This is a genomic window from Variovorax sp. 05L425, from assembly GCF_056397705.1.
Genome location: NZ_JBFTNY010000016.1, coordinates 153,455 through 166,560 on the forward strand (window position 1 = coordinate 153,455; position 13,106 = coordinate 166,560).

Annotated in this window: 11 protein-coding genes; 10 read left to right on the plus strand and 1 reads right to left on the minus strand. The window is 65.7% G+C overall.

Annotation, left to right across the window (positions count from 1 at the left end; all coding sequences use genetic code 11):
- The first annotated feature begins 87 nt into the window (after positions 1-87).
- The 8 genes from AC1DN9_RS19500 (at position 88) to AC1DN9_RS19535 (ending at position 10,547) form a co-directional block, all read left to right on the plus strand.
- Complete coding sequence (locus tag AC1DN9_RS19500) at positions 88-1,785, plus strand: DUF1302 domain-containing protein (RefSeq protein ID WP_478103020.1); 1,698 nt, start codon at positions 88-90, stop codon at positions 1,783-1,785.
- Between the two features lie 10 nt (positions 1,786-1,795).
- Entirely contained in the window at positions 1,796-3,145 is a 1,350-nt protein-coding gene (locus AC1DN9_RS19505) for a DUF1329 domain-containing protein (RefSeq protein WP_478103021.1), read from the plus strand.
- A gap of 13 nt (positions 3,146-3,158) precedes the next feature.
- The gene (locus tag AC1DN9_RS19510) at positions 3,159-4,244 is read left to right on the plus strand and encodes a WD40/YVTN/BNR-like repeat-containing protein (RefSeq protein WP_478103023.1); all 1,086 of its coding nucleotides are present in this window, start codon (positions 3,159-3,161) and stop codon (positions 4,242-4,244) included.
- Between the two features lie 21 nt (positions 4,245-4,265).
- Positions 4,266-6,722, plus strand: coding sequence for an efflux RND transporter permease subunit (locus AC1DN9_RS19515; RefSeq protein WP_478103024.1), 2,457 nt, complete (start codon positions 4,266-4,268; stop codon positions 6,720-6,722).
- A 21-nt stretch (positions 6,723-6,743) separates the two neighbouring features.
- Positions 6,744-7,211 (plus strand): MaoC family dehydratase, encoded by a 468-nt coding sequence (locus tag AC1DN9_RS19520; protein WP_478103026.1) that lies wholly within the window; start codon positions 6,744-6,746, stop codon positions 7,209-7,211.
- Positions 7,208-8,848 carry an alpha/beta fold hydrolase gene (locus AC1DN9_RS19525; protein ID WP_478103027.1) on the plus strand — a complete coding sequence of 547 codons (1,641 nt, stop codon included), beginning with the start codon at positions 7,208-7,210 and terminating at the stop codon, positions 8,846-8,848. The genes AC1DN9_RS19520 and AC1DN9_RS19525 overlap by 4 nt, the downstream gene beginning before the upstream one ends.
- On the plus strand, positions 8,848-9,663 hold the full coding sequence (gene phaZ / locus AC1DN9_RS19530; RefSeq protein WP_478103028.1) for a poly(3-hydroxyalkanoate) depolymerase: 816 nt from the start codon (positions 8,848-8,850) through the stop codon (positions 9,661-9,663). Before AC1DN9_RS19525 ends, phaZ begins: the two co-directional genes overlap by 1 nt.
- Before the next feature lie 116 nt (positions 9,664-9,779).
- Positions 9,780-10,547: an SDR family NAD(P)-dependent oxidoreductase gene (locus tag AC1DN9_RS19535; protein ID WP_478103030.1), complete on the plus strand. Its 768-nt coding sequence runs from the start codon at positions 9,780-9,782 to the stop codon at positions 10,545-10,547.
- A 5-nt stretch (positions 10,548-10,552) separates the two neighbouring features.
- Here the strand turns inward: AC1DN9_RS19535 and AC1DN9_RS19540 are convergent, their stop codons facing one another.
- Positions 10,553-10,831, minus strand: coding sequence for a hypothetical protein (locus AC1DN9_RS19540; protein ID WP_478103031.1), 279 nt, complete (start codon positions 10,829-10,831; stop codon positions 10,553-10,555).
- Between the two features lie 344 nt (positions 10,832-11,175).
- Between AC1DN9_RS19540 and AC1DN9_RS19545 the strand changes: the two genes are divergently transcribed.
- Both AC1DN9_RS19545 and AC1DN9_RS19550 read left to right on the plus strand, forming a co-directional pair.
- Complete coding sequence (locus tag AC1DN9_RS19545) at positions 11,176-11,538, plus strand: hypothetical protein (protein WP_478103032.1); 363 nt, start codon at positions 11,176-11,178, stop codon at positions 11,536-11,538.
- A 92-nt stretch (positions 11,539-11,630) separates the two neighbouring features.
- Entirely contained in the window at positions 11,631-12,839 is a 1,209-nt protein-coding gene (locus AC1DN9_RS19550; RefSeq protein ID WP_478103034.1) for a serine hydrolase domain-containing protein, read from the plus strand.
- Positions 12,840-13,106: the final 267 nt, after the last annotated feature.

Sequence of the window (13,106 nt, forward strand, 5' to 3'; positions counted from 1 at the left end):
GAGGGTGCGCGAATCCCAGAATTCCGCCCGGTCCTTGCTCATAGGCAGGTGAGACCACCCACTCACAAACGAAGAAACTGGAAACACGTGCACCACTCCCACCAAAAGACGGGATCCACCGAAACCCGCTCGTCCTTTCGCCTCGCGGCCGTCGCCGCTGCCACCCTGCTCGTGACGCTGTCTTCGGGCGGCGCGCATGCATTCGAATTCGACACCGGGAAAGAGGACCTCTCGATCCGCTGGGACAACACCCTCCGGTACAACTACGCGAATCGCGTGGCCAACCGCGACCCGAAGATCGGCAATTCGGCGGTCTCGGACGAGGGCACCTACAGCTTCAACAGCGGTGACACGGTGGCGAACCGCCTCGACGTCCTGTCGGAGTTCGACCTCACCTACCAGAAGCGCTTTGGCGCACGTGTGAGCGCCGCAGGGTGGTACGACAACGCCTACGGCAGCACCAGCCAATCCAACCCATACCCGCCGCTGGTCAATATCCCCAGCTACGTCAATCACCAGTACAGCGACTACACCCAGCGCTACTACGCCGGACCTTCGGGCGAGTGGCTCGATGCCTTCCTGTTCGGTGGCGTCGATATCGGCAACGTGCCGGTCAACATGAAGTTCGGGCGCCATTCGCTCTACTGGGGCGAGTCGCTCTTCGTCAACGGCAACCTGAACGGCATCGCTTATTCGCAGAATCCGCTCGACCTGCAAAAGGGATTCGCGACGCCCGGCGTGGAAGCCAAGGAGCTGTTCCGGCCGCTCAACCAGATCTCGATGCAAGCCCAGGTGACCGACACCGTGTCGGTGGCGGCGCAGTACATGCTCCAGTGGGAAGCGTTCCGCTACCCTGAGGGCGGCACGTACCTCGGTCCGGTGGACTTCGCATTCAACGGACCGGACCGCCAGTTCATCTCGCCTGCGCTCGGCTTTGCCCAGAACGGCGGCGCGGTCAAACCGCCGAATCACGGCGAGGGCGGCCTGTCGACGCGCTGGAGCCCCGAGTGGCTCGACGGCACGATGGGCTTCTACTGGCGCAACTTCGCTGACAAGCTGCCGCAGACCTTCATCACGCGAGTCGGTCCGAACATCACCCGCTACAACCTGATCTACGCCGACAACATCGACCTGCTCGGTGTGAGCCTGGCGAAGAACATCGGCGGCATCAGCTTCGGCTCCGAGCTCTCGTATCGCCACAACACGCCGCTGAACAGCACGGTGCTTGGCATTTCACCCGGCTTGCCTGCGTCTGGCGACACCAACGGACCGCGCGGAGACACCTTCCACGGCCTGATCAACGCCGTGGGCGTGATCCCGAAGACTGCCGTGTTCGACACGGCAACCTACGGCGCAGAACTCACCTGGGCCACCTGGTCGAAGGTCACCAGCGGCAAGAACCTCTTCTTCGCCGAGGGCTTCGCGGCCTGTGCCGGCAAGGACAAATGGGACGGTTGCACGACGAAGAACTACTTCGGCGCCGGTCTCAACTTCACGCCCACCTGGTTCCAGGTGTGGCCGGGCGTCGACGTGTCGGCACCCCTCACATACGCCGTGGGACTCTACGGCAACGCGCCAACCGTGTTCGGCGGCAATCAGGCCAACGGCAACTACAGCGTCGGCGTCGGCTTCGACGTCCGGCAGAAATACCGCTTCGATCTGAAATACATCAACTATGTCGGCCGCTACCGCGACAACGGCTACGCCGTGACCAGCCAGAACGGCTTCACGACGCTGCTCGACGACCGCGCTTTCGTGAGCCTGACCTTCAAGACCACCTTCTAAGGACTCCACCATGAAATTCACCTACTCGCTGATTGCAGGCGTCGTCGCCGCAACGGCAAGCCTGGCCGCCCAGGCGGCCATCACCGCCGACGAGGCCAAGGCCCTCGGCACGACCCTGACGCCCGTCGGCGCGGAAAAGGCCGGCAACAAGGACGGCACCATTCCGGCCTATGAAGGCGGCCTGAAGACGGCTCCCGCAGGCTTCAAGGCAGGCGACGGCATCCGCCCGGACCCCTTCGCCGGTGAGAAGCCGCGCCTCGTGATCGACGCCAAGAACATGGCCCAGTACGCCGATCACCTGACCGACGGCACCAAGACGCTGCTGAAGACGTATCCGAGCTTCCGCGTGGATGTCTACCCGACGCATCGCACCGTCGCCTTCCCGAAGTTCGTCACCGACAACACGGCGACCAACGCGACCCAGGCCAAGACCACCAACGACGGCCGTTCGATCGAAGGCGCTCACGCCGGCTTCCCGTTCCCCATTCCGAAGAATGGCTACGAAGCCATGTGGAACCACCTGGTGCGCTTCAACGGCCAGAGCTATGAAGCCAAGTACCGCAACCTGAACGTCGATGCCAGCGGCCACTCGGCCCTGGCCACCGAAGGCGTCAGCGTGCAGGACTTCCCGTTCTGGGACCCGAGCAAGGCCACGGCGGATACCTACTGGCGCATCAAGCTGACCTACACCGGACCGGCACGCCGCGCCGGCGAGGCCCTGCTGATCGTCGACCCGCTCGACATCGGCAACAAGGATCGCCGCGCCTGGATGTACCTGCCCGGCCAGCGCCGCGTCAAGGTGGCTCCGGACCTGTCCTTCGACACGCCCAACCCGGGCACCGCAGGCGCCACGACCTTCGACGACACCTTCATCTTCAACGGCTCCATGGACCGCTTCGACTTCAAGCTGCTCGGCAAGAAGGAGATGTACCTGCCCTACAACGACTACGCCGCGGTATACCAGTCGAAGCAGGACGACCTGCTCAAGCCCAACCACCTGAACCCGGACCTGGTTCGCTGGGAACTCCATCGCGTGTGGGCCGTGGAAGCCACGCTGCGCGAGGGCAAGCGCCACGTCTACAGCAAGCGCACCTTCTACCTCGACGAGGACTCGTGGGCGGCCCTGGCCTCGGACAACTATGACGCACGTGGCCAGCTCTACCGCTCGGGCTTTGCCTACATGACGCCCAGCTACGACCTCCCGGCCCCGTACACCGACATGTTCGGCCACTACGACTTCGCCGCGCGGGTCTATTCGCTGACCGGCTACATCGCGGAAACCGGCGGCCTGCGCCAGACCAAGGCGCTGTCCGACCGCGAGTGGACCGCCGACTCGCTCGCCGGCGCGGGCGTTCGCTGAACGAGGCCCATCGATGAACGCGAAGCGATTCACCCTCGGCGGCCTGGCACTCGCCGCGACGCTGGCCGCCACCTCGGCGTGGGCGGTACAGCCCGCCGGATGGCGTGACGTGCTGGACACGCCGGCCATGAAGAGCCCGCTCGCTTCGCGCACGTTGCTCAATGGGCTGGCCAGTGCCGGCAACCGCGTCGTGGCCGTGGGCCAGCGCGGACACATCGTCTATTCCGACGATGCCGGCAAGAACTGGCGGCAGGCCGAAGTGCCTGTCAGCTCGGACCTGGTGGCCGTCACCTTTCCGACCGCGACAAACGGATGGGCCGTGGGGCACGACGGCGTCGTGCTGCGCTCCAACGATGCAGGCCTGAGCTGGACCACCCAGCTCGACGGCCGGCGCGTTGGCGACATCATGGTCCGCCACTACCAGCGCGAAGCCGCCGCCTTGGCGGTCGATGATCCGAAGCGCGCCGGGCTGCTGGTAGACGAAGCCCGGCGCTTCGAGGCGCAAGGGGCGGAGAACCCCTTCCTCGACGTGTGGTTCCGCGATGCATCCGAAGGCTTCGTCGTCGGTGCATTCGGCCTCGTCCTGCACACCAGGGACGGTGGCGCGACCTGGGAGCCTTGGCTGCACGCCGTCGACAACCCGAAGGGCCTGCACCTCTATGCGGTGCGTGGCATCGGCGCCGACACCTACATTGCCGGCGAGCAGGGATTGCTGCTCAAGCTGGAGCACGGCGACACACGTTTCCGCGCACTCGAACTGCCCTACAAGGGCACCCTTTTCGGCATCACGGGCAATGCCCGTTCGCTCATCGCCTACGGCCTGCGCGGCACGGTGATGCGCAGCACCGACGGCGGACGCAACTGGCAGCAGACGCCGACGGGCCTGCAGGTCGGCATGACCGCCGGCATGCGGCAGGACGACGGACGCATCGTCCTCGTCAGCCAGGCCGGCCACGTCCTGACCAGCACCGACGACGGCGCAAGTTTCAAGGCCGCCTCCGTCGAGCGCACCGTACCCGCCGCGGCAGTGGCGACACCCGCCAAGGGCGCGCTCGTCATCGCAGGGCCGCGCGGCGCCCAATCGCTTCAACTGCCCTGATCGGGCAGACGGATCTCGCACATGCACACCCCCACATCCGCGGACACGTCCGCGCCGAGTTCGCTCGAGCAATTCGACACCCGCTCAGGCTCGCGCCTGGAGCGGTTGATCTTCAATCACAGGTTCGCGGTGATGGTCTTCTGCGGCCTCATCACGCTGCTGCTGGGCTTCATGGCCATGACGCGGCTGACGCTGAATGCCAGCTTCGAGAAGATGCTTCCGCAGGGCCACCCCTACATCCAGAACTACCTGGAGAACCGCACGGAACTGCGCGGGCTGGGCAACTCCCTGCGCATCGTCGTGGAGAACACCAAAGGCGACATCTACGACCCCGCTTACCTCGCCGCGCTGAAGAAGATCCAGGACGAACTCTTTCTCACGCCCGGTGTCGATCGCGCGTGGATGAAGTCCCTCTGGGCACCCGCCGTGCGATGGACGGAAGTGACCGAGGAAGGCTTCCAGGGCGGCCCGGTGATGCCTGACAACTACGACGGCTCGCAGGCCTCCACCGAGCGGCTGCGCGGCAACATCGCGCGCGCCGGACTGGTGGGCAACCTCGTCGGCAATGACTTCAAGTCGAGCATGATCGTCGTGCCGCTGCTCGACTCGGACGCCACGCAGGGCAAGCGCCTCGACTACCGCGGCCTGTCGCAGGCGCTCGATCAGATGCGCGCGCGCTACGAGACCGACGCGCAAGGCAACCCCACCGGCATCCGCGTGCACAGCATCGGCTTCGCGAAGCTGGTCGGAGACCTGATCGAAGGCCTCTACCAGGTGGCGCTGTACTTCGGCCTCGCCGCGCTGGTGGCGACGCTCATCATCTATTTCTACACGCGATGTGTTCGAAGCACCGCGCTGGTGGTCGCGTGCTCGCTGGTGGCCGTGGTCTGGCAGCTGGGGCTGGTGGCCGGTCTCGGCTTCGAACTGGACCCCTACTCCATCCTCGTGCCCTTCCTCGTCTTCGCGATCGGCGTGTCGCACGGTGCGCAGAAGATGAACGGGATCATGCAGGACATCGGCCGCGGCGCGCACCGCCTGGTCGCTGCACGATTCACCTTCCGCCGCCTGTTCCTCGCCGGACTGACCGCGCTGGTCGCCGACGCGGTGGGATTCGCCGTGCTGATGATGATCGACATCCCGGTCATCAAGGACCTCGCGCTCACAGCGAGCATCGGCGTGGCGGTGCTGATCGTCACCAACCTGATCCTGCTGCCGGTGCTGCTTTCGTACATCGGCGTGAGCGCCAAGGCCGCACAACGCAGCCTGCGTGCGGAAAGCGGCAGCGAAGCACGCGGCTTCAATCGCGTCTACACCTGGCTCGAACGCTTCACCGAGCGTCGCTGGGCCATCGGTACCGTCGCCTCGGCCGCAGTGCTGGTGGCGGTCGGCTTTGCGGTCAGCACCCATCTCAAGATCGGCGACCTCGACCCCGGCGCGCCGGAATTGCGGCCGGACTCGCGCTACAACCGCGACAACGCCTTCATCACAGCCAACTACTCGCTGTCGAGCGACACCTTCGCGGTGATCGTCAAGACCGCCAAGGAAGGCTGCCTGAAGTACGAGACGCTCGTCGAAGCCGACCGCCTGGCCTGGACGCTCCAGCAGGTGCCTGGCGTGCAGACGACGAATTCGCTGGCGAATGCCGTGCGCCAGATCACCGCCGGCAGCAACGAAGGCAGCCCCAAGTGGCTGACCATCGCGCGCAACCAGGACGTGCTGAACTACGGCGCGCAGCAGGCCAGCGTGAACAACCCTGAGCTGTTCAACACCGAGTGCTCGGTGATGCCGGTGATCGCCTACCTGGCCGACCATCGCGCCGAGACGCTCGACCGCGTCGTGCAAGCCGGTGCCGCTTTCGCCGATGCGCACAGCAACGGCGACCGCAAGTTCCTGCTCGCCGCCGGCGGCGCCGGCATCGAGTCGGCCACCAACATCGTGGTCCACAAGGCCTGGACCCAGATGCTGATGCTGGTCTACGCCGCCGTGATCGTGCTGTGCTTCATCACCTTCCGCAGCTGGCGTGCCGTGGTGGTGGCCGTGGTGCCGCTTGTCATCACGTCGGTCCTGTGCGAAGCCCTGATGGTCTGCCTCGGCATCGGCGTCAAGGTGGCCACGCTGCCGGTGATCGCGCTCGGCGTCGGCATCGGCGTGGACTACGCGTTGTACCTGCTGAGTGTGCAACTCGCGCGTCAACGTGCCGGCGCATCGCTCGCGCAGGCTTACCGCGACGCATTGCAATTCACCGGCAAGGTGGTCGTACTCGTCGGCGTGACACTGGCTGCGGGCGTGCTGACCTGGGCGCTCTCGCCCATCAAGTTCCAGGCCGACATGGGCATCCTGCTGGCTTTCATGTTCATCTGGAACATGGTCGGCGCCGTGCTGTTGATCCCCGCCCTGTCGCACTTCCTGCTGCGCCCGCGCGCGCCTGCCGCCATGTTGGTCGATGCACCCGCGGCCGAGCCTGCAGTGGCTGCCTGATCCGAATCTCCCGAAAGTCTCATGGCTCAACAAGAAACCTATTCCACATCGGCCCTTCCGGACCACGTCGGCCGTGACTTCGGGACGTCCACCGCCATCCTGCTCGACCAGACGCGCATCGATCGCTTTGCGCAATGCACCGGAGACACGCAGTGGATCCATGTGGACGTGGATCGCGCACGCTCGGAAGGACCGTTTCTGGGCACGATCGCGCACGGACTGCTCGTGCTGTCGCTGATTCCGGCAGCGCACTTCGAACTCGGCGTCTATCCGAGCGATGCCGTCAACGTCCTGAACTACGGATTCGACCGGGTGCGTTTTCTCGCGCCGGTGCCTTCGGGCACCCTCGTGCAATTGCGCGTGGAATTGACCGAAGTGACGACGAAGACCGGCGGCTTCCTGGTCCGGTGCAAGAACGCGGCGCACAGCCTCGTCGATCCCTCGCGACCCTTGATGGTGGCCGACTCGCTCGCGATGGTGACGGCATGATCGAAGCAGAAAAGCCGGCAAGCACCTCGCGCCTGACCGATTCGCTCGGCGCGCTTTCCATGGGCGCGCTGATGCAGCCGTTCAAGTCGATGGAGGGCCTGCGCCGCGCCACGGCCGAGTTGATCAAGGTCACGACCGGTCAATCCACGATCAGTCCATCGCCGAACGACCGCCGTTTCGACGACCCGGCCTGGCAGGACAACGGCATGTACCACCGCCTGATGCAGACCCACCTCGCCGTGGTCCGGGAGATCCATCGCATTGCCGGCGAACTGGACCTCCAGCCACGCGACGAGGCCAGGGCAAAGATGATGCTCGGGATGGTGACCGACGCGCTCGCGCCCACCAACACGCTGGTCGGCAATCCGGCGGCGCTCAAGCGCACCATCGAGACGGGCGGACTCAACCTCGCCGACGGTATCCGCCAGATGGCCGCCGACTGGCGCGACAACGGCGGCCTGCCCTCGTCGGTGGATGGCTCCGGCTTCGTCGTCGGCGAGAACCTCGCCGCGACGCCGGGGTCGGTGGTACACCGCGACGACCTGCTGGAGCTCATCCAGTACAGGGCGCAGACCGATACCGTACACGGCACGCCGCTCTTCATCGTCCCGCCGCAGATCAACAAGTACTACGTGTGGGATCTCGCGCCGGGCCGCAGCCTGATCGAGTTCCTCGTGCAGCAAGGCTTCACCGTCAATGTGGTGAGTTGGTTCAACCCCGAGGCCGGCCAGTCGGACTGGGGCCTGGAAACCTACGTGATGGCGCTGGAGCGGGCGATGGACGTCGCGCGCAGCATCTCGCGTTCCGAGCAGCTGCATGTGCTCGGCGCCTGCTCGGGTGGCATCACCTCGGCGGCGCTGCTGGGCCATCTCGCGGCCAAGGGCAGCGACTGGGCCCGCAGCCTGACCTTGCTGGTCTCCATCCTGGACATCGATGGCATTGCCGACAGCTCGATGGGCCTGTTCGCGCACCTGGAGACGCTCGACCTGGCACGCACGCTCAGCGGCGCGAAAGGCGTTCTCGAAGGCAAGGACCTGGCGAAGATCTTCGCCTCCCTGCGGCCGAACGAGCTCATCTGGAACTACTGGGTCAACAACTACCTGATGGGCCGGAAGCCCTCGGCGTTCGACATCCTCTACTGGAACGCGGACACCACGCGCCTGCCTGCCCGGCTGCACGCCGACTTCATCGCGCTGCTGGAATCCAACGCGCTGGCCAAACCCGGCGGACTGTCGATCGGCGAAACGCCGCTTTCGCTCGGCGACGTCAAATGCGACAGCTACATCCTCGCGGGCACGACCGACCACATCACGCCATGGGACGGCTGCTACCAGACGCGTCGCCTGCTCGGCGGCCACAGCGAGTTCGTCCTGAGCTCCAGCGGCCACGTGCAGTCGATCGTCAATCCGCCCGGAGGCAGTCGCAAGAGCGCCTTCCTCACGCATCCCGGAAGCCACGAGACGCCGGAGGAATTCGAAGCCGGCAGCATCCGCCACGAAGGCAGCTGGTGGCCCCACCTGGCCGCGTGGCTTGCCAAACGTTCTGATCCGAAACGACGCGCTCCACGCCAGGAAGGATCGCGTGCCCATCCCCCGCTGTGCGCCGCACCCGGCACCTACGTGGGCAGCGGCAACTGATGGCGCCCAAGCATCTCCTGACCACCCAATTCATCGACCTCGACGGCCAGCGCGTGCGGATTGCCATCGGCGGAGCGCCGAAGGCAACCCGCACGCTGCTGCTGTTCAACGGCATCGGTGCAAGCATCGAGACCATGGCGCCCTTCATCGAGTGCTTCGAGCGCATGCGCGTCGTTGCCTTCGACGTCCCGGGCGTCGGCGAATCGCCGGTGCCGTGGCTGCCCTATCGCCTGCCCGGCGTCGCGGATCTTGCGGCCCGGCTGCTCGATGCGCTCGGCATCGACCAGGCAGACATCTTCGGCGTCTCCTGGGGCGGCGCGGCGGCGCAGGAGTTCGCGATACGCCATGCGGCGCGCTGCCGCACGCTCACGCTGGCAGCCACCTGTGCCGGGTTCGTCATGGTGCCGGGACGGCCCGGCGTGCTGCTGAAGATGCTGAGCCCACGGCGCTATCTCGACCCGTCATACCTCGTGCGCATCGGCGGCGAACTCTATGGAGGTGCGCTGCGCTTCGAGCGCGACCTGCTGCAAATGCACGCGCAGGCAATGCGCGAACCGAGCCGACTGGGCTACCTCTACCAGTTGATCGCGACGCTGGGTTGGACCAGCTGGCATCGGCTTCACCGCGTCAAGGCGCCCGCGCTGGTGCTGATGGGCGCCGACGATCCCATCGTGCCGCCCGTCAACGGGCGCATCATCGCGAGCAGCCTCCGCGACGCGACGCTGGAAACGATCGATTGCGGCCACCTGTTCGTGCTGACGCAACCGGTTGCCACGGCGCGGCGCATCGAGCGATTCATCGATTCGCATCGTTGAGCCAAGCCATGGCGTTCCACGTACGTGGGAATAGGTAGCACCCGGGATTTGCCCTGCACGCTGACGGATCAAGAATCGAGCGTGCTCGGACACTTCACCCATCAAGGGGGCGAATCATGAACCTGAAGGGCAAAGTCGCCATCGTCACCGGCGGCAACAGCGGCATCGGCCTCGCCATCGTGCTGGAGCTCGCCAGACAAGGGGCCAACATCGTCATCGACTACGTCGTGCATCCCGAAGCGACCGAGGCGACCGAGCAGCAAGTCCGCGCGCTCGGCGACCAGGCGATCGGGGTACAAGCTGACGTGAGCAAGGTCGCCGACTTGCAAAGGCTGGTTACCACCGCCGTCGAGGCGTTCGGCCGCATCGACGTCATGGTCAACAACGCCGGGGTGGAGACGCGCACATCCGTGCTCGACACGTCCGAGGCGGACTACGACAAGGTGCTCGCCATCAATCTCAAGAGCGCGTTCTTCGGCACCCAGATCGCAGCGCGGCAGATGGTCAAGCAAGGCGGCGGCGGACGCATCATCAACGTCAGCTCCGTGCACGAAGACTGGCCGATGCCGGGCAACGCCGCCTACTGCCTGTCGAAGGGTGGAATGCGCATGCTCACGCGCACGGCGGGCGTCGAGCTGGCGCCGCACAACATCCTCGTCGTCGGCGTCGGCCCTGGCGCGGTGGCGACGCCGATCAATCAATCCACCATGAACAATCAGGTGTTGCTGGCGAAACTCGACGCGGCCATTCCGCTGGGCCGCATGGCCCGCCCGGAGGAGATTGCGAGCGTGGTGGCCTTCCTCGCGAGCGACGGTGCGAGCTACCTCACGGCCACGACGATCTTCGCCGACGGCGGAATCATGCAAAGCAGTCCTGGACTGTGATTGCGTCAGCGAAGCTTGGCCAGATCGGCGTAGAGCGATTCAGCGATACGCCTGCCCTTTTCGGTCTCGCCCACCTTGAAAGCCGCGAGCAATTCCTGGATTTTTCCATCCAGGCTCCTCGCGGCGTCCCCCGCGAGATGGGGCCGGATTTCGGACCAGAGTTCACCCGTCGCGGCCATGTGCGCCACGCTGCCGTCACTCCATGACGGGAATTGCTCAGGCGCAACATTCATCGCCACCGCGACGAGCGCCGAAAGCTCTTCCAGTTTTTCCTCGATATTCAAAAGACTTCTCCGCGGCGGCCGCGGACAACCATGTGGCCAGGTCCCATGTTCGAGATGCTTCGTATTGTTCGTGCGCCTAGCATAGCCGCACTTCAAGCTACGCGCGTGTCCGAGCTCGTCGATGAACTGACGATTGGCTGATAACGCCTCGCCCAATCAAGCAGGCACGGCCCAGCCGGGCGCCACCTACGTGGCGTTGCGTGGCGACCGGGATGGACGGGTTACATGTGCGCGCTCATCATCGGCTCGCGGGGCCGGCCGTTCTTGCGCCCGCGAAAGGAATGCCATCTGCAGAACATTGCCGGCGGCATGCGGTGTCGACTCGAAAGCCGCCTCGTCAAAACATGCCTACCGTCGTGTATGTCGTCGTCGTTGACCCGCGCGATCGCGCATGGATCGAATCGGCGCTCGGGCGCAGCGTGGAACTGGTATTTCTCGAGGGCGGCTTCGACCTTCTCGCCAGAATGCCGCGCGGACCCGGTTATTGCCTGATCCTCTCGGGCGACGAGGACGAGACGGCCACGCTGCGACTGGTGCGCGATCTCAGGGACTCGGGCAATACCCTCCCGGTGATCGTCATGGGGCCGCACACCGCGTTTCGCACCGCGGTGGCCATCGCGCGCCTCGATGCCACCGATTTTCTAGAGCGACCGGTCAGCGTACGCCAGTTGCTGACGGCCGTACGCCGGGTCTGCGCATCTGCCTAGGGCAAATACCAACAGGGTCATGACGGCACGATGCGACCCGATTGGGTGTTCAATGCGCAGGACGTCATCACATCAACAAAGGAATTTGCAGCATGAAGCCTGGAAGGATCGTTCTCGGGGCGCTGGCCGTCGTCGCCATTGCCGGTGCAGCGGGCTGGTTCAGTCTCGACAAGGAAACGCGCGGGTTGCTCGCCACGCTGCCGACCAATCGCGACGTGCTGTTCTGGAGCGAGCCGCAGCGCGATGCAGGGTTCCGGGCCCTCGACCGTCTGCCGGTGCTGGCCAAGGCGCGCGTCGTCGCCGCCGGCACCGCGCCATCGCCCTTGCCGCCGGGTCCACCGCTGGCGCTGCCGGTGGACGTCGACGCCTACATGGCGAAGCAAAGGACTGCCGCCCTTCTGATCCTGCACGACGGCAAGCTACGCTTGGAGCGCTACGGCCTGGGCTTCGACCGGGACGGGCGCTGGACGAGTTTCTCCGTGGCGAAGTCCATCACCTCCACGCTGCTCGGCGCCGCCGTCCGTGACGGCCATATCCGCAGCCTCGACGACAAGGTCAGCGACTACATCCAGGAGATGAAGGGCTCGGCCTACGACGTCGTCAGCATTCGCCAGCTCCTGACGATGACATCCGGCGTGCGTTGGAACGAGGACTATGCCGATCCGAATTCGGACGTGGCGCGCTTCAACAACCACAAGCCCGAAGAAGGCGTCGATGCGCTGGTGAGCTACCTTCGCCAGCTGCCGCGGGCAGCGCCGCCCGGGACCCGTTGGAACTACAGCACAGGCGAGACCAACCTGGTGGGCGTACTGGTGACGCGCGCAACGGGCAAGCCGCTGGCAAGCTACCTGTCGGAAAAGATCTGGGTGCCGGCCGGCATGGAGCAGAAGGCCACGTGGATCCTGAGCAGCACTGGCCAGGAAATCAGCGGTTGCTGCATCCAGGCGGCGACCCGCGACTTCGCCCGTTTCGGGCAATTCATCCTCGACGGTGCACGTGCCGGCGGGCAGCCTGTCGTGGCCGACGGCTGGCTGGCCGAGGCCACCACGCGCCAAGCGGACATCGGGCAGCCGGGCCGCGGTTACGGCTTCCAGTGGTGGACCTACGACGACGGCAGCTTCGCGGCGCGCGGCATCTTCGGCCAGGGCATCTTCATCGACCCGAAGCGCAGGCTGGTGATCGCCTCCAACGGCGACTGGCCCGTGGCCACGGGCCGCGCCGAGATCGAGGCGCGCGAGGACTTCTACAAGGCGGTGCAGAAGTCCATCGACGACGAAGCGGCGCGAAAGCCTGGCGGTTAGGGCCTGTTAACACATGAATCACCCTCGCGCCGGGGCGGCAAGGGGTGCAGGGGTAGGCGCGGGCCGCAGCCCGGGGTGATCCCCCGGGCAAGGMCCGCAACGWCGCCCTGCGCCCCTTGCCGCCCCGGCCCTTCGGGTGAGGCCCCAGAGAGGGCCCACTCGTCGTTGCCAATGCTCACTGGGGTCGCACCCCAGTTCCGCTTGGCGCCTAGATTGGGCCCTCTCTGGGGCCTCACGCGAGGGTSATTCATGTGTTAACAGGCCCTA